Origin of the sequence: Parabacteroides sp. HGS0025 (assembly GCF_000969845.1) — a bacterium.
Lineage (GTDB): Bacteria > Bacteroidota > Bacteroidia > Bacteroidales > Tannerellaceae > Parabacteroides > Parabacteroides gordonii.
In genome coordinates this window covers 2,732,034-2,748,433 of record NZ_KQ033902.1, presented here as the reverse complement: position 1 = coordinate 2,748,433, position 16,400 = coordinate 2,732,034, and the positions used below count along the sequence as shown (strand labels likewise).

At 41.9% G+C, this 16,400-nt stretch carries 17 protein-coding genes; 4 read left to right on the top strand and 13 right to left on the bottom strand.

The annotated features are described in order from the left end of the window. Positions 1-3 precede the first annotated feature (3 nt). From HMPREF1212_RS10770 to HMPREF1212_RS27160, 3 genes are all read right to left on the bottom strand, one after another. A complete protein-coding gene (locus tag HMPREF1212_RS10770) occupies positions 4-816 on the bottom strand; it encodes a KilA-N domain-containing protein (RefSeq protein WP_046149353.1) in 813 nt (270 codons plus the stop codon). 87 nt (positions 817-903) lie between these two features. After that, positions 904-2,580: an AAA family ATPase gene (locus tag HMPREF1212_RS10765; RefSeq protein WP_046149352.1), complete on the bottom strand. Its 1,677-nt coding sequence runs from the start codon at positions 2,578-2,580 to the stop codon at positions 904-906. A 276-nt stretch (positions 2,581-2,856) separates the two neighbouring features. Next, on the bottom strand, positions 2,857-3,024 hold the full coding sequence (locus HMPREF1212_RS27160; RefSeq protein ID WP_198293264.1) for a hypothetical protein: 168 nt from the start codon (positions 3,022-3,024) through the stop codon (positions 2,857-2,859). Between the two features lie 285 nt (positions 3,025-3,309). On the opposite strand from HMPREF1212_RS27160, the gene HMPREF1212_RS10760 reads away from it, so the two are divergent. After that, a complete protein-coding gene (locus HMPREF1212_RS10760; RefSeq protein ID WP_232430075.1) occupies positions 3,310-3,699 on the top strand; it encodes a DUF302 domain-containing protein in 390 nt (129 codons plus the stop codon). Positions 3,700-3,743: 44 nt separating this feature from the next. On the opposite strand, the gene HMPREF1212_RS10755 is transcribed toward HMPREF1212_RS10760, so the two are convergent. Then, entirely contained in the window at positions 3,744-3,920 is a 177-nt protein-coding gene (locus HMPREF1212_RS10755) for a histone H1 (RefSeq protein ID WP_028729269.1), read from the bottom strand. Between the two features lie 272 nt (positions 3,921-4,192). Here HMPREF1212_RS10755 and HMPREF1212_RS10750 point away from each other — a divergent pair, with 272 nt between their 5' ends. The 3 genes from HMPREF1212_RS10750 (at position 4,193) to HMPREF1212_RS10740 (ending at position 7,154) form a co-directional block, all read left to right on the top strand. Further along, positions 4,193-4,468, top strand: a complete 276-nt coding sequence (locus HMPREF1212_RS10750; protein ID WP_028729268.1) for a hypothetical protein — start codon at positions 4,193-4,195, stop codon at positions 4,466-4,468. Between the two features lie 114 nt (positions 4,469-4,582). Then, a complete protein-coding gene (locus HMPREF1212_RS10745; RefSeq protein WP_028729267.1) occupies positions 4,583-5,695 on the top strand; it encodes a universal stress protein in 1,113 nt (370 codons plus the stop codon). Between the two features lie 193 nt (positions 5,696-5,888). Continuing rightward, positions 5,889-7,154, top strand: a complete 1,266-nt coding sequence (locus HMPREF1212_RS10740) for a hypothetical protein (protein ID WP_157316994.1) — start codon at positions 5,889-5,891, stop codon at positions 7,152-7,154. Between the two features lie 88 nt (positions 7,155-7,242). On the opposite strand, the gene HMPREF1212_RS10735 is transcribed toward HMPREF1212_RS10740, so the two are convergent. The 9 genes from HMPREF1212_RS10735 to HMPREF1212_RS10695 form a co-directional block, all read right to left on the bottom strand. Next, positions 7,243-7,929: a phosphatase PAP2 family protein gene (locus HMPREF1212_RS10735; protein WP_046149351.1), complete on the bottom strand. Its 687-nt coding sequence runs from the start codon at positions 7,927-7,929 to the stop codon at positions 7,243-7,245. Further along, a complete protein-coding gene (locus tag HMPREF1212_RS10730; RefSeq protein WP_028729265.1) occupies positions 7,929-8,696 on the bottom strand; it encodes a tetratricopeptide repeat protein in 768 nt (255 codons plus the stop codon). The genes HMPREF1212_RS10735 and HMPREF1212_RS10730 overlap by 1 nt, the downstream gene beginning before the upstream one ends. 1 nt (position 8,697) lies before the next feature. Next, positions 8,698-10,506 (bottom strand): BatD family protein, encoded by a 1,809-nt coding sequence (locus HMPREF1212_RS10725; RefSeq protein WP_046150339.1) that lies wholly within the window; start codon positions 10,504-10,506, stop codon positions 8,698-8,700. Between the two features lie 34 nt (positions 10,507-10,540). Then, on the bottom strand, positions 10,541-11,287 hold the full coding sequence (locus HMPREF1212_RS10720; RefSeq protein ID WP_198293263.1) for a tetratricopeptide repeat protein: 747 nt from the start codon (positions 11,285-11,287) through the stop codon (positions 10,541-10,543). Positions 11,288-11,300: 13 nt separating this feature from the next. After that, positions 11,301-12,320, bottom strand: a complete 1,020-nt coding sequence (locus tag HMPREF1212_RS10715) for a vWA domain-containing protein (protein WP_028729262.1) — start codon at positions 12,318-12,320, stop codon at positions 11,301-11,303. A 12-nt stretch (positions 12,321-12,332) separates the two neighbouring features. Beyond that, positions 12,333-13,319 carry a vWA domain-containing protein gene (locus HMPREF1212_RS10710; protein WP_028729261.1) on the bottom strand — a complete coding sequence of 329 codons (987 nt, stop codon included), beginning with the start codon at positions 13,317-13,319 and terminating at the stop codon, positions 12,333-12,335. Position 13,320: 1 nt separating this feature from the next. Next, entirely contained in the window at positions 13,321-14,328 is a 1,008-nt protein-coding gene (locus HMPREF1212_RS10705; protein WP_028729260.1) for a hypothetical protein, read from the bottom strand. A 2-nt stretch (positions 14,329-14,330) separates the two neighbouring features. Then, the gene (locus HMPREF1212_RS10700) at positions 14,331-15,200 is read right to left on the bottom strand and encodes a DUF58 domain-containing protein (RefSeq protein WP_028729259.1); all 870 of its coding nucleotides are present in this window, start codon (positions 15,198-15,200) and stop codon (positions 14,331-14,333) included. A 125-nt stretch (positions 15,201-15,325) separates the two neighbouring features. Then, positions 15,326-16,321: an AAA family ATPase gene (locus HMPREF1212_RS10695; protein WP_028729258.1), complete on the bottom strand. Its 996-nt coding sequence runs from the start codon at positions 16,319-16,321 to the stop codon at positions 15,326-15,328. Positions 16,322-16,400: the final 79 nt, after the last annotated feature.

Sequence of the window (16,400 nt, the reverse complement as noted above, 5' to 3'; positions counted from 1 at the left end):
TTTTTATTTCAGGAGTCGTCGGTTGCCGGTATCCTCCAGGATTCTCATTTGCGAAATGGCTATTTGGTTCAACTTCAAAAGACGCTCTTTTTGAGTCAGGCCTTCGTCAATGAATACAGCATTCAGATTTTCCATATTCGACAAACAGATCAGTTCGTTGATGGATGCGTAATCACGGATATTTCCTTTCAGGTTAGGATGTTGTTCGCGCCATTCTTTGGCTGTCAGACCAAACATGGCAACATTAAGTACATCGGCTTCACTGGCATATATAACGGATGCTTGCGCCATCGTCAATTCCGGCGGAACCAGATTTTGCTTAACGGCATCAGTATGTATGTGGTAATTGATCTTCGAGAGTTCGCGTTTGGCACTCCAACCGAGTTGAGCTTGTTCCTGGGCTTTGAGGCGTTGGAATTCTTTGATTAAATAGAGTTTAAAAGACGGACTTATTGCGGAACCAAACTCAAATGCAATATCTTTATGTGCATATGTTCCACCGTAACGACCGGCTTTGACAAGAAGTCCTATGGAATTTGTCTTTTCGATCCATGTACTTGCACTTAAAACGAATGTGTGTAGCCCGGCTTCCATTTTAAAGTGGTCGAATTCGACCACTTTAAAATCCGGATTATACATTTGCTCCCATGTTCCAAGAAATTCAAGTGTAGTACGATTTCGTATCCAGTTTTTTATTACATCTGCTGCGCGAACTTCGCTCTCTTTAAACTTTGCCATATCTGTAATACAGATATAATCTTCCTCATTCACTTTGATAACTGTTACCTCCGTGTCTTTTACCGTAATTTTTGCCATAGTGTTATATTTTGTATTAAACAGTTGTAAAGGAACAAAATATATTACAAACTAACAAAAATAGACTGTTGATTTTCCACTTATCAATCATTCGGCTATCTTCACCCAGACCTGCTTTCCGTCGAAGGTGATAGCCATTTTCAGGATATCGGTGAAACCGTCCTTACGCAAAGTGGCATCGTAATGCTTATCGTCTATTTGCTGTAATGCAGAGTCAAGTGCTTTCTCGACCGTTTCCTTCTTACGCAAGCGTTTCAACTCCATGATGACGGCTTGTCCCTTGCCACCTTTGGGACGGAGCAGGATGTCATAACGACCAAAGCCGGATTCACGGTTACTGCTGACTTCATAATCAGCCATACTAGCCAGCAGTCCCAATAAAAATGCCTGATATACCTTTTCCGGGTCACGCCCATTTGTATCGTAGTATGAAAATGTATTGATAATAAAGTCGTTCAAAAGTTCTTCGAAATACTCGACATCTCCTGCACGTAAAGCTTGGAGCATCAGCTCCAGACGATCGTTCTTAACCGGGCCTCCATCTATCCAGCTCTGGATGATGGTGCGGTAGACGGTTTTCACTTCGCGGTTAGGTACCTGCAACTCGTATTCGATCAAATCTTCCGAGGTCAATACCGGATCGGAAGCCTTCAGATAACCACTGAATAACATAAATGACCAGATATTAACCGGATTAGCCAATAAATCGGGAAATGCCAACTTATCGTTTATTACGCTACGGATAGGTTCTCCTTGTATCAACGACTCAACCCCTGTGCGGATTTGTGAAGGGCCATCGGCCAGCAGGTGACGCAAAAGGACATCCGAACCGGTGTTTACCCAGTAGGGAGCCAATACTCCACCTTTGCTTATGAAAGACAAGACAGACCAGGGATTATAGATTGTTTGCTCTCCAAATAAATAGCCGTCATACCATTGCTTAACCTCGTCCTTCAGATTACTCATTGAATAATCTTCGAGCATCCGGTCAGTTTCCTTTTGGGTAAAACCAAAGGAAGTGCACATCGGTTTCTCCAGGATGGTATCAACATCTATATTATTCAGTCCACTGAAAATCGATTCTTTACTTACTCTTAAAATACCGGTAATGATACCACGGAAAATATCCGTATTGTCTTTAAATACCAGACTCATAAAAGTACGCATAAAGCCAATCATCTTGTCATAATATCCTTTGTCGAAAGCCACATGGATCGGTGTATCATACTCGTCAAGTAAAACCAGAGGGGGCACTCCCCAATGAGTGGTTAGCAAATCGGATAATAAACGCAAGGAATTCTGTATGATAATGTCGTCTGCCTGCAACCGAAGCATCTTATCAAACCATTCCCGGTTGATTTCCGAAAGGGGGTCGTCAAGCAAATACTGGTGACGCGCAAACTCTTGTTGCATTTGTATTCCTATTTGAATGAGGGTTTCTTCAAATGTGTCTCCTTTGCAATCTTTCAACGTAATAAGTATCACCGGATATTTCCCCTGATATTTATCGAAGTCTTTCCAACTTTCAATGCTCTTTCCTTTGAACAACGGACGGTAAATATTCCCTTCCGTCTTCTCGAAGAAGTATCGGAGTGTAGAAAGATTCAACGTCTTACCGAAACGGCGTGGGCGCGGAAGCAGGGTGATCAAACTGCCCTCTTCTACTATCTGACGGATAAAATCGGTCTTATCCACATAATAATAATCTTCGCTGACCAACAGCTTGTAATCACTGATACCGATCGGTAATTTCTTTCTGTCCATATGTCACTGTTTTTTTAACGTGTATACAAATATAGGAATAATTATTTCATTCCTTATCAATCTCATCATGCCAAAGAACTCCCATCCGGCAAGATGCCGCGTAGCTATTAGGAGAACCTCATGTATTCGCTAAAAAATGTAAACAAATAAATGCCCTTTTCAAAACACTGGTCTTTTGAAAACAAAAGTCCTGTATTTTAAATTCAAAAGTCTAGTCTTAACATTTCAAAAGACCAGTCTTTTTTTGTGACTGTAAATAGGATGTAGGATTTACTTTTACAGAACTTCTTCTGTATCTTGGTTGACGGTGTTTTGCATATTCAGAGAATTATTGATTTCCCGACTATATTCGTTGACTAAGTCAATATCATGGATATCTTTGATATCTAGTATCTCACGGATCAATTCAACTTTACCATTCTCCAATTCAGTGTTAGGTATCATAAGTCTTTCTTGTTTTAGATTGATTAATATTGTATTATCTTATCACTTAACAATATAAGTTTCACATTGTTCATCAAACCCCACTCTTTCCTATACTTTTTAGGAAAATTGATATCATATCCGGTAATATTGCTATTTTCTATACCAAATGAAATACGGAACTTTACAGCGTCGATTATTTATAAATAACAGCACGAACAAATTATGCTTATGAAACGTTATATATTCATTCTATCAGGATTGCTGATATCGATTTCGATATTAGCTCAAAAAAACGAGGTAAATATGTTAGTAAAAAGCAAAAGCCAATTCAGCGTAGATGAGACTGTCAAGCGAATAGAGGCCAATCTTAAAGAGAAAGAGATACAGGTGTTTGCCCTGTTCGATCATAGTCAAAATGCCAAGGACAGCGGTATGGAGTTGTTACCTAATCAAGTAATTGTATTTGGTTCTCCCAAAGTCGGAACACTGTTGATGCAGCAAAATCCGGAAGTATCCATTGAACTACCGTTAAAGATTTCCGTATGGCAGGATAAGGATGGTCATGTCTGGACAGCATTTATCAGCATGAAGTCGATAGCCGACCGATATGATCTGGGCGATAGTCCAATCGTCACGAACATACAGAATTTACTGGCAAGTATCGTAGAACAGGCTACAACCGAAAAAAGGTGATTGCCCTGCATGGACAATCACCTTTCCCTTTACTAAATAATTTCTTATTTCTTAGATGCTTCGATAGATGCTTTTCTGAATTCTTTCAGTAACTTTTCCAGTTCAAGAGAAGCTTTACGAGCACGAGTACCAGCTGCCTTGTTACCATTTTCTACCTGAGCATTAGCATCTGTGCTGAATTCTGCAATTGATGCATTAATTTTTTCTACTAATTCTTTCATTTTTCTTTGTATATATTGTTTGAGCCACAAAAGTATAAATAATTATATTATGTGCAAGAGAAATGTGTCTGTCAAGTCATATTTTATTTTATCTGTACACGTTTTTGCATGGCCGGACACCCCGGATAAACAGCCGTAAACGGATACATGTCGTAAAGCATATTCATTTTCAAGTTTATTTTAACTAAATAATTTGCCCTCTTGAGAGATATTGCCTAAGTTAGTGCCATTAAATAATTAACCGAAGTATTAACCTTCAAAATAAGGGAACCATGACAAAGACAATCACTTTTAATGAATTGCGCAGACTGAAAGACCGTCTGCCTGACGGAAGCACTCATCGCATTGCAGATGAGTTAGGTATATCAGTAGAAACTGTTCGTAATTATTTTGGTGGATATAATTATAAGGACGGTAAAAGCTGTGGGATACATATCGAACCGGGGCCTGATGGCGGTCTGGTCGTATTAGATGACACAACAATATTTGAACGTGCTCTACAGATACTCGCAGAAGTACAGGATGTATCTGAGGCACAAGAAGCGTAAAGAAATTCAAAGCAAATAAAAATCCCATAGCAAACGAAATAAAAACGCTGTGGGATTTTTTATTTAACAACATTTCCTATTTTCCGATTGTTTAATTTATAAAAACACACGAGTATGGAAGATAAACTAGTAACATTAGCTATTCACACGTTCGAGAAAGCACAAATTCTTAAGACGATACTGGAAACGGAAGGGATCGAAGTCTATATACACAATGTAAACCAGATCCAACCAGTTGTATCGGCAGGCGTACGTGTACGAATTAAAGAAAGTGACCTGCCTCATGCTTTACGCATTATTGAGGATAGTAAATGGCTGAGTGAAGATACAGAGGAAGAATCGACTGCCCCACAGGTAAAAAAGATCCTGATCCCGGTTGACTTCTCCGACTATTCGATCAAAGCTTGTGAACTGGGTATTAATTATGCTTATCAGGCCGGTGCCGAAGTGATGATCATGCATGCTTATTTCAGTCCGTATTTCCCGTCGGCTATCCCTATGGGCGACACGCTGGCGTATCAGGTGAATGAAGAGGAATCGGTACAGAATGTATTGAAACGTGTTCAGATCGATATGGAAAATATCTGTACGATGATCAACCGCAAAATACAAGCCGGAGAATTACCCAAAGTGAAATATAATTATGTACTTCGTGAAGGATTACCGGAAGAAGAGATCATCGCTTACTGCAAAGAATACCATCCTACCCTGATCGTCATGGGAACCCGGGGTAAGAGCCAGAAAGATATGGATCTGATCGGTAGTGTGACCGGAGAGGTGATCGAGGTCAACAAAGTGCCTGTACTGGCAATTCCTGAAAATATACGTTTTAATGATTTGAGTGATGCTAAGAATATTGCTTTCGCCACTTCATTCAATCAACGTGACCTGGTTGCATTCGACGAATTTATGGAAATAATAAAAGGATACGACGTTAATATCCATTTATTCAATATCTCGACAAGTAAAGACGAATGGAATGAAATTCGCCTGACCGGTGTCAACGAGTATTTCAAAAAACAATATCCTGATGCAAATATCAGTCACACTGTTTTAGCCGATGGCGACTTGTTGCTGGCAATCGAGAAATTCGTTCGCGACAAACAGATCGATGTCATTGCATTAAGCACTTATCGCCGGAATATTCTGGCCAGAATGTTTAATCCGTCTATTGCCCGTAAGATGTTGTTCCACACCGATACTCCATTGCTGGTAATGCATTCCTGAAAAGATTAATGTAAGCAAGTGATTATTCATATCGGAGCGGGCTATCAATGTATATTGGTAGCCCGCTTTTCTTTTTTAACTACAAATCAATAATCATTAATAAATTAAAGAAAACCAAATCTCTTTATTCCTTGTTTATATAGTGCAAAAAAATAGGCTAGTTTTAATTATTATATTTGATCGAGATTTATTTATGAAAGAGAAAAGAATCGTTATGCCAGCGGGCAAACAACAAGAAGAAAATGTTCAGGAACCAAAGAACAACGGCGAGAAAAACGACTTAGTAAAAGGAAGGACTTTATTTATGGACAAGAGATATAGAAAACGTATTTTCTATGGATTAGTGGCAGTAGTTGCAATTGGAGTTACTATAGATACTCTTTTTATCTCTCCTTCCACCTCTCCGCCAACAGCTAATGAGCTCAATAAAAATGATGACCTGCTCTCCCGTTCGCTACCGACACTTGCTGATATTAAATCCTTCCAACCGGATAACATTTCCGGCCTTTACACCGTTTCCATTTATTCACGTAATGATTCCCTCAAACTGGATTACTGCTATCCAGATACTGTTATAACACGAGCTTTCACTCCTACCTCTCATCCAACTTCACATAGCAACCTTCAACCTACTTATCAGACTTACCTGGTAACAATTCCTGAGAACGAAAATATCATTCCGGGCGGAAATTATCCGGAGATATGGATCCCTTGCATGATCAGCCTGGTTCTATTAGGGGGATTGCTGGCATTTGAAGGGGGACGTCATCTAACCGGGTCGATCCGAAGAAAACAAATGATCGGAGAAGACACTTACCTGCCTGTCCTGTATCACAAAGAAAGATGGAGCCGTATAACCGTTGTAACAATCCGTGTAGTCGGCAGCCTGTTCATTACGACAGGATTACTATCCATGTCTCCGGTTCCTGAATGGTTGGAACATGCCCGTCCAAATGCCGATCACAAGAAACTCCATCCTGCCTTGGATCTGGAAAACTACTGCATGGAGCCTAAAACACTTCTGAAACCGGAAGCATTCGGCTTATCCGCAAGCGAAGGAAATAAAATATGCGAATTACGCTTGCGAACTTATCTGGATCGTCCGTTAATAGAAGTTGTCCGCCAGTTTGGAAAGGATGAAACATTGTCGGAATATCTCTATGCCAAAGACAGCATTCCCCGCCGTTTTGTATTGACACGACCGGACATCGTACAATCACTAAAAAAGCTCTATGGTTCACAGATACCGCTCTTGCGTATCTCGCTAATAAGGGAATATGACGATTACTATACCCCTTCATCCCAATCAGCCCCTTTACCGTTGCCGGCATTTAAAATAGAAATGGATAATAAAGAGAAAGATTTATATTATTTTCCGGCAACAGCTCCTACTTATTATCATTATAATTCAAACACGAAACTAAGAAAACAAATACTGAAAACATGGAAGAATATATAACTTAAGGTGCTCACATAAAAACGGCCGATAAATATATTGAGGATATTTATCGGCCGTTTTTTATTGTCCGGTATCAAACTTTTGTTTCCTATCTTAAACAGCTAGCCAAAGGTACATTGAATACGGCTATCAGTAAAACAGCTATAAAGATTGCATAAACGATGATACGTTTCTGTTTATCCGAATATAAAGCACTTGCTTCACCACTTGTTCCGGGTACCAATGAACGGGCTTTTACATATAACCAGTAAACCAGCCAGCCAAAGAATACGCCAGCAATAGCCCCCGGCACAATATCAGATATAAAATGAACACCCAGATAAACCCTTGTATAAGCCGTCAGTACAGCCCACAGAATGATTGTCCATGTAAATAACCGGTAACGGAAGAGCAATGACATAAAGGTGGCAAAGCCAAAGGCATTGGCCGCATGACTGGAAATAAAACCATATTTACCGCCCCGGTAGTCGAACACCGTCTTTACCTGATCCATGAAGTCCGGATGATGTGTAGGCCGGAAACGGGTAAAAATAGGTTTACATACATGTGATGCAAACTGGTCACAAAAGGTTACAACAAGCACGATTGCCAATAAGATCAGGATAGATTCCCGCCATTTTTTCTTATACAGCAATACGATCAATATAAAAGCGGCTAACGGCAGCCATACTGCCTTTCCAGAATATAACCACATAAAGCGGTCGAGGAAAGGAGAATCGCTGCCGTTAAGCATAAAGAACAAGTCGCGTTCGTAAACTAATATTTTTTCTACCATCAGATTATTTCAATGTCTTTGGTCGGCATCCAGCCAACGTTTCCGTCTTCCAACGCAATTTCACTCCAATCACCTAACGTACTTTTAACGGAAACCTTAGTCCCTTCATGCAGGATAAACAAATCTGTACCGCTGGCATCAGGAGAACTCTTCACTGTTACTGTAGGAGCAAATACGATAGCATGAGAACGGTTAACCAATTCTGCTTTCTGGTTTGAGGCAAATACATTTGCCATAATCACACAAAACAGCAAAAGCAAGCCAACATAGAACCCCGTTTTCTTCAGACGGATCTGCCTTGAGAAGAAGAACAGGATCAAGCAACCGATGAACAGGATGAAACATACAATTCCCATTTTCGCCCATGAGTCGGCTGCTCCCATATTCTGAACCGAATTAAACCATCTTGCCAGAAAAAAGCTGTCAACCGGTTCAATCTTGTCAACGGTCTTTTGACGGGCTAACTGCAAGTTGAATCGAGCATCGCTGTCTCCCGGATCAAGAACCAGGGCACGCTCATAATTCAAAATGGCAGAAGCTGTTTTACCGGCTTTATAATAGGCATTCCCCAGATTGTAATATATCTCCGGAGAATCTCCGCTACTTTTTAATATGCCTTCATACAGTTCAATCGCTTTTCCATAGTCTTCCTTGGTGTAAGCAGTTTCAGCTTCTTTGATCGCTGCATCCTGTGCGTAAGCAGTCCATGCCAGACACTGAATCAATAGGAAAAACAATATCTTTTTCATATTTATATTCGTCTTCATTTTATTGCTTTTTAATTGTATTCTCCATCTTACCAATGGCATCTACGGTTAACTCATATAATTTATCCATAGCATCCGAAGCTTGTGCCGGAGCGTAACGGGCAAACTCGCAAGTATTCAGGATATCCATAAATTCGTTTGTCAGCGTATCGTCCACACCGTATTTAGCCAACTCGGTTTCCACATTATCCTTCGTAAGATTTGCTTGCGGGATATTCAGCTTGTCACTCAGATAGCCCCACAGAGCGCGAAGAACTTCATCGTAGAACTCTTCTTTCTTGTTTTCCTTCATCAGCTTGCCGGCATTCTTCAATCTTCTGACAGCGATCTTATTGGCTTTCTTCGTTCTAACCAAAGCTATGTTAGAATTTTCTTTTACCTGTTTACGATAGATAAAGAAGAAAACAATAAACAGTATGGCTGGTACGATATAGCACATATAATACATGAACGAACCGAAGAAGATATCATTATTGGTAACGAAGTTAAAGTCTTTCACTTTCAGGTAACGGATATCCTTACCCAGATACTTCACACTCTCCCTGTTGCTGAAATTAGATACTGCCGGAGAAGAACCACTTCCTTCCTTACCTTGCTCTACATGCAATTTATAAGGTTCAGACTTTAATGTTTTATAAGTTCCTGACTTCGGGTCGAAATAAGAGAATGAAATAGCTGGTATTTCAAAATCTCCCGCATAACGGGGAATAGCCATATATTCGATCGTTTTGCTTCCGCTTACTCCGGCTGTTGTAGTCTTGGTATCTGTTTCCACCTTCGGATCGAAAATATCGAAATCGTTCGGGAAAACAACTTCCGGATTCTTGATCAGTTTGATATTTCCGTTACCGGATATCTTCAGTTTGATGGTTACGGCATCATTTGTCTTTACATTTGTTGAATTGATATCCGATGTCATGGTGAAATTACCGACACCACCGGAGAATGAAGCTGGTTTACCTGATGGTAACGGTTTCACATCGATCGTAGCTGGACTCGATACCAGTGTTTTCTGTACATCATCATGCATATCCCTGAATTCATCAAAGATACTACGAATCTGCCGTTGTGTCGGGATGCGGATTAATGCGTCGAATTTACCGCTCTCGATCGTGATCTTACCCGAACGCTGCGGATAAAGAACTGTCTGCTTCATTACAACCGTGTAATAATTACGGCCATTGTAATGATCCTGCGACCATTGCGGATCGGGCTGTTCTATTTCTTGTGCAAGAAAACCTTCGAACTCTGGAAATTTGGCACCCGTTATATTACACATCCGGGCTGCATACAACTTGAATGTCACCAGAAAGCCCTCCTGCTCATATACATTCCGGTTGGAGACTTCCATTCTTACAAAATAATCGTCCTTACCGATAGAAGCAGACTGACCTCCTCCTCCGTTAGCTTCGGCAGCTTTATCCGGTGGAAGCACTTTTATGGCCAGTGCGTTCGACGTATAATTCGCACCTTTCACTTTGATCGATGCCGGCCCGATATTGTATGTACCCTCTTTCTTCGGCATCAATATATAAGTAAATGTATAAGCGACTTCCGAAGAAACACTTCCATTAATAATCTGAGTACTTGAACTGGTAGCCAAAGACGGCCCCATCAATACATCAAAATCCGGAAGTTCCGGAACACGCAAATCGCTGGCTTTCGCCTCTGCGTTTACAGTATACGCTAATCTGAATTGTTGCCCCATCACAACAGCATTCGGAGCGACTGCCTTAAAGGTCACATCGGCGGCCTTTGACATCACTCCCACTGTTAGAAAGAGAACGAATAAGAAAGCTAATCTTCTCATTATATTGTTGTTTTTTCTGTTTTCTGTATCCAAATTACCATTCTTTATCTGTCTTACGACGTTGATGTTGTTCAGCCTGTGCCTTCTTCACCTTTTCCTGGGTATTCTTTTCATCCTGCAGGAAGGCATCCAACATTTGCTGCGCATTATCCTGACTCATCTGTTCATTCTGCTGTTGTTCCTGCTGAGTCTTATCTTCCTTCTTGTCATCTTGCAGCTGCTGTTGTTGCTGTTGCTGCTGATCATCTTTGTTTTCCTGATCTTCTTTTTTATCCTGGTTCTGTTGATCCTGGTTTTGATCCTGATTCTCGTTTTGTTGGTTTTCCAGCAACTTCTGGGCTAAAGCCAGATTATAGCGCGTTTCATCATCTTTCGGATTCAGGCGTAAAGACTGCTTGAATGCTTCCACACTCTTCTGATATTCCTTTCCCTGCATACTGATATCTCCCAGGTTATGGAACACACTGGCCAGACGGGCTTTTCCCTCTTCGGTTTCCACCATCTTTTCAGCCTGCCCAGTCAACAACTGGTATTGCTCGGCAGCTTCAGGGAATTTCTTTTGTTTATATAAGGCGTTGCCTAAGTTGTAAGTACCTTCAACAGAACGGGGATTTACCTCCAGGCTTTTGCGATAAGATATTTCCGATTCGGTATATTTTTCGTCGGTGTACAACTTATTACCTTCACGTACGTTCTTACGCTCCGCTTTCTGGGCGAATACGGCTCCCGAGCAAAACAGGAGCGCTCCCATCCATATCATTGATTTTCGTATACGTCTCATCTTATCCATTGAATTAAGAGAACAATTTTACTTTTCTGAAAATACGGTTCTTCCTGTCTAATGTTAGGAAGTCGGCTATCAACAGGATCAATGCGATCCATGCCAAAGTTTGAAATTGCTCGTTATATTCGGAATACACTTTACTGTCTAACTCCGATTTATTCATCTTTTCTATTTCCGTCTGCAATGCTTTCAATGCAGAATTCGTGTTGTCGGCACGGACATACATACCATTTCCTGCTGCTGCAATCTCCTGGCACATCTGTTCGTTCAACTTGGTGATAACGACGTTACCATCTTTATCTTTCATGTAGTTATTGGCTCCTGCCACAGGAATAGGCGAACCTTTAGGATCTCCCATACCGACAATATTTACATGAATATTTTTCTCTGCTGCGGCAGCGGCTGCTTTCACGGCATCGTCTTCATGGTTCTCCCCGTCTGTTATCAGGATAATCGTTTTATCCGATGTCTCGCTGGGAGTGAATGAACGCATAGCCAGGTTGATTGCCGAACCGATAGCCGTACCTTGTGTCGAAACCATCGACGGGTTAATGGAAGAAAGGAACATCTTTGCCGAAATATAATCGGAAGTGATCGGCAATTGAGTGAAAGCATCACCCGCAAAAACGATCAGTCCCATCTTATCATCTTTAAAGCCATCTGTCAATTTCGATAACATCTGTTTAGCCTTGTCCAAGCGGTTAGGCGAGACATCTTCAGCCAACATTGAGTTTGAAACGTCCAGACAGACCATGATCTCCACTCCCTGACGTTTTACGGTTTCCAGTTTAGAACCAAACTGCGGCCCCGCAATAACAAAGATAACCATTGTAATGGCTCCGAACAATAGCCAAAACTTCAGATGCTGGCGTTTCGGAGATACCTCCGGCATCAACTCTGCCAGCAATTCGGGATTACCATATTTCTTTATTGCCTTTTTCTTCAGGATCATCGCATATACATAAAAAGCAATGAGTACCGGAAGAATAAAAAGCAAGTACAAAAAGTCCGGATGTGCAAAACGAAACATAAGCCTTTATATTTACGGTATATTTCTTAACAATGTATTTCTCAATAAAATCTCAACCAGCAGCAACGCGAATAACAACAAAGCCCAGTTCTTATATTCTTCCTGTTTCTTGCTGTATTGCTGAACGCTGATCTTCGTCTTTTCCATCTTATCGATCTCTGAATAGATCTCTTTCAGACTGGCATTATCCGTAGCACGGAAATACTGTCCGCCGGTCGTTGCTGCGATCTGCTTCAAGGTCGGTTCGTCGATATCGACATCCACGTCCTGATATTGTATACCGAATGCAGTCTGGAACGGGAATGGTGCCTTACCACGCGTTCCGACTCCGATTGCATATACACGGATACCGAATGTCTTAGCGATTTCGGCTGCCGTAACAGGTGCGATCTCTCCGGCATTGTTCACACCGTCGGTAAGCAGGATAATCACTTTCGACCGGGCCTGGCTGTCTTTAATACGGCTCACCGCATTAGCCAATCCCAGTCCGATCGCTGTTCCATCTTGGATGATACCCGGCTGAATATCCTTGAACAGGTTCAGCAACACGGTATGGTCGGTAGTAAGCGGGCATTGTGTAAAACTTTCCGCCGCAAACACAACCAGTCCGATATTATCGTTCGGACGGCCATTGATAAAAGAAGCAGCCACATCTTTGGATGCTTCCAGACGGTTCGGCTTCAAGTCCTGAGCCAACATACTACTCGAGATATCCATCGCCATTACAATGTCGATACCTTCGGTAGAGGTGTTTTGCCAGCTATTCGTAGACTGCGGACGTGCCAGTATAATGATAAGTACAGCTACTGCCGCCATCCTCAAAACAAAAGGGACATGCCTCAGATACACCTTCCAGGAAGTCGCTCCCGGTGCATCAAATGCTTCCGAAGATGATACCTGCAAACTAGCCTGACTTTTACAGAGCTTCCAGATATACCATCCTATCATCGGGATAAGCAGCAATAACAAATACAGATATGTAGGATTTGCAAATACCATTTTATTCTTTTGTTATAGTTGAATCGTTCGTATCAGTTGCCTGTTTCTCTTCTGTTTCTGCTGTTTCAGGAGTTACAACTTCTTCTTTCTTCGTCTGATTAATGAACAGATATGCATTCGACAGACTTTGTTCATTCTCGCTGGGTAGCGGATTCATCTTCGCAAATTTCACGTAATCAGACAAATTCAATATCTGTTTCAGATTTTCGTACACTGAATCTGCTTCGTGATCTTTACGCAGAATATCCAGAATCTCGCCGGAAGTCATTTCCATCGCATTAATATTGAAACGTTCTACGATGTAACGACGCAACGTTTCAGTAACCAATGTATAATACTCCTTATTGCGACCCTGCTGCCACAACTTCTGCTGTTTGATCTCGTCAAGTTCCTTGATAGCCTGTTCGTGAGGCGGAAGCTTTGGCTCCGGTTTCTTGAACGGGATAAGAGACTGTTTGTTACGCAGACGTTTGATAATGTATGCAATCACACAGATCAGGAAAAGAGCCAGCAATACGCCATAGATGATCGGATAATAGTCGGCCAGTACAAAAGGCGGCTTCCAGATCTCTTTGATATCGTAAAACTCTTCGGGCTTATCCACATTCACGGGAATGGTCGAAACCTTCAGCGCAATCTGGTTTGAATAAATAGTATCTACTCCGTCTATCACTTTGAACGGTGGTAAAAGATACAAGGATGAATCGAAAGAAGTAACCAGGATATCCTGCTTGATCAGCAGGCGGTCGTTTTCGATCACGGATGAATCGGCCTTCGACAGTTCCAGCACCTCTACTCCACGCATCAACGTATCGCTGGGTATCACGATCTGAACCGGCTTATCCTTATCTGTTGTAACCGTCAAATGTAAAACAGTCTGTTCACCGATCAGAATGGCAGCAGAGTCGACCTTTACATCGATCAAAGTCCGCTGTGCAAACATCTTTCCTCCTGTCAGCAAGATCAGAAGAAGGAACAGAAAGCTTTTATTTATAAATTTCTTTTGCATGCTTAATTACGTTTATCAAAAAGAGCAATCAATGCTTTCACATAGTCATCTTCCGTACGGATAGAAACGGAGTCGACACGGCATTTCTTGAATGAGTCGCTCATTTCAGCTTGCCGGCGGTTCCACCATTCTTTATAGGCTTCGCGAACACGGGCCGAAGAACTGTCGATCCAGCGTTCCGCTCCTGTTTCCGCATCCTTCACTTTCATAAGTCCGACCGACGGAAGTTCGGTTTCACGGCGATCATACACCTGGATAGCCACCACGTCATGTTTACGGTTGGCAATGGTCAGAGCGTCTTTGAAACCACCCTTATCGATAAAGTCGGATATCAGGAAGGTCGTACAACGTTTCTTTATGGCGTTAGTCAGAAATTTCAATACCTGACTGATATCAGTCTTCGTATCCTGCGGCTTAAAGTCGATCAGTTCGCGAATGATATAAAGAATATGTTTCTTTCCCTTCTGGGGCGGAATAAATTTCTCGATCTTGTCGGAGAAGAACACTACGCCGATCTTATCGTTATTCTGTATGGCAGAAAACGCCAGCGTAGCTGCAATCTCCGTAATGACCTCTTTCTTCATTACGTTCACGGAACCAAAGTCACGACTCCCCGATACGTCGATCAGCAACATCACGGTCAGTTCGCGCTCTTCTTCGAACACCTTTATATAAGGGCGCACGTAGCGGGCGGTCACATTCCAGTCGATATCGCGGATATCGTCGCCGTATTGATACTCGCGTACTTCGCTGAAAGCCATACCACGGCCTTTAAAGGCAGAGTGGTATTGTCCTGCAAATATATTACGGGATAAGCCGCGGGTCTTTATTTCAATTCGCCGAACTTTTTTTAATAGTTCACTTGTTTCCATCGTAATCCTTTTAATTTTTTAATCACTATTCCTAACTATTCTTCCGGATGAAAAAAACATTCCTCCCGGAAGAAAATTCAATTGCATTCGGAAGGAATTTCTTTTCCTCCCGGATGGGATTAAAATTAAGGTACTTCTACCTTGTTAAGGATTTCGCTGATTACCTCTTCGGATGTCAGGTTGTTTGCTTCCGCTTCATAGCTCAAACCGATACGGTGGCGCATCACGTCGTGGCATACGGCACGGATATCTTCCGGGATCACATACCCTCTGCGTTTGATGAATGCATAAGCGCGGGCAGCCAATGCCAGGTTGATAGATGCACGGGGTGACGCTCCGAAAGAGATCATGTTCGACAGGTTAGCCAAACCATGTTCCTGCGGGAAACGGGTTGCAAACACGATGTCGACAATATAACGTTCGATCTTTTCGTCCAGATAAACTTCACGTACCACTTTACGTGCTTCCAGTATCTCGTTCTTAGTCAGGATCGGTTTAATATCCGGCTTCACTCCTGAGATGTTCTGGCGAATGATCAGTTTTTCTTCTTCTTTCTTCGGATAGTTGATAATAACCTTCAGCATGAAACGGTCTACCTGTGCTTCAGGCAGCGGATAAGTACCTTCCTGCTCGATCGGGTTCTGTGTTGCCATTACCAGGAAAGGCTCCGGCAACTTATAAGTGTTCTCGCTGATTGTCACCTGACGTTCCTGCATGGCTTCCAGAAGTGCACTCTGCACCTTAGCCGGGGCACGGTTTATTTCATCCGCTAACACAAAATTAGCGAAGACCGGGCCTTGTTTTACCTGAAATTCTTCGCTTTTCTGACTATAGATCATTGTACCGATCACGTCGGCCGGCAGCAAGTCCGGGGTAAACTGTATTCGACTGTATTTTGCATCGATCAGCGAGGCCAGGGTTTTAATGGCAAGCGTCTTTGCTAACCCGGGAACCCCTTCAAGCAGGATATGCCCGTCGGAAAGCAGACCAATCATTAATGATTCCACCAAATGCTTCTGTCCAACAATTACCTGGTCCATGCCCATCGTAATCATGTTTACAAACGAACTTTTACTTTCAATTCGCTCGTTCAACTCACGAATGTCTACTGTCTGACTCATAGATTTTCTTATTTATATTGTTATTGTTTCTTGCTTGTTTTTATAGCTGCACAAAATTAGAAATGTTAAATTCGTATTC

What these genes read in the sequence shown, in the direction of transcription:
- HMPREF1212_RS10695 (WP_028729258.1), bottom strand. Translation starts at nt 16,321, where the DNA reads ATGAGTCAGACAGTAGACATTCGTGAGTTGAACGAGCGAATTGAAAGT.
- HMPREF1212_RS10705 (WP_028729260.1), bottom strand. Translation starts at nt 14,328, where the DNA reads ATGCAAAAGAAATTTATAAATAAAAGCTTTCTGTTCCTTCTTCTGATC.
- HMPREF1212_RS10710 (WP_028729261.1), bottom strand. Translation starts at nt 13,319, where the DNA reads ATGGTATTTGCAAATCCTACATATCTGTATTTGTTATTGCTGCTTATC.
- HMPREF1212_RS10715 (WP_028729262.1), bottom strand. Translation starts at nt 12,320, where the DNA reads ATGTTTCGTTTTGCACATCCGGACTTTTTGTACTTGCTTTTTATTCTT.
- HMPREF1212_RS10735 (WP_046149351.1), bottom strand. Translation starts at nt 7,929, where the DNA reads ATGGTAGAAAAAATATTAGTTTACGAACGCGACTTGTTCTTTATGCTT.
- HMPREF1212_RS10760 (WP_232430075.1), top strand. Translation starts at nt 3,310, where the DNA reads ATGTTAGTAAAAAGCAAAAGCCAATTCAGCGTAGATGAGACTGTCAAG.
- HMPREF1212_RS10725 (WP_046150339.1), bottom strand. Translation starts at nt 10,506, where the DNA reads ATGAGAAGATTAGCTTTCTTATTCGTTCTCTTTCTAACAGTGGGAGTG.
- HMPREF1212_RS10755 (WP_028729269.1), bottom strand. Translation starts at nt 3,920, where the DNA reads ATGAAAGAATTAGTAGAAAAAATTAATGCATCAATTGCAGAATTCAGC.
- HMPREF1212_RS10750 (WP_028729268.1), top strand. Translation starts at nt 4,193, where the DNA reads ATGACAAAGACAATCACTTTTAATGAATTGCGCAGACTGAAAGACCGT.
- HMPREF1212_RS10770 (WP_046149353.1), bottom strand. Translation starts at nt 816, where the DNA reads ATGGCAAAAATTACGGTAAAAGACACGGAGGTAACAGTTATCAAAGTG.
- HMPREF1212_RS10765 (WP_046149352.1), bottom strand. Translation starts at nt 2,580, where the DNA reads ATGGACAGAAAGAAATTACCGATCGGTATCAGTGATTACAAGCTGTTG.
- HMPREF1212_RS10745 (WP_028729267.1), top strand. Translation starts at nt 4,583, where the DNA reads ATGGAAGATAAACTAGTAACATTAGCTATTCACACGTTCGAGAAAGCA.
- HMPREF1212_RS10740 (WP_157316994.1), top strand. Translation starts at nt 5,889, where the DNA reads ATGAAAGAGAAAAGAATCGTTATGCCAGCGGGCAAACAACAAGAAGAA.
- HMPREF1212_RS27160 (WP_198293264.1), bottom strand. Translation starts at nt 3,024, where the DNA reads ATGATACCTAACACTGAATTGGAGAATGGTAAAGTTGAATTGATCCGT.
- HMPREF1212_RS10720 (WP_198293263.1), bottom strand. Translation starts at nt 11,287, where the DNA reads ATGAGACGTATACGAAAATCAATGATATGGATGGGAGCGCTCCTGTTT.
- HMPREF1212_RS10730 (WP_028729265.1), bottom strand. Translation starts at nt 8,696, where the DNA reads ATGAAGACGAATATAAATATGAAAAAGATATTGTTTTTCCTATTGATT.
- HMPREF1212_RS10700 (WP_028729259.1), bottom strand. Translation starts at nt 15,200, where the DNA reads ATGGAAACAAGTGAACTATTAAAAAAAGTTCGGCGAATTGAAATAAAG.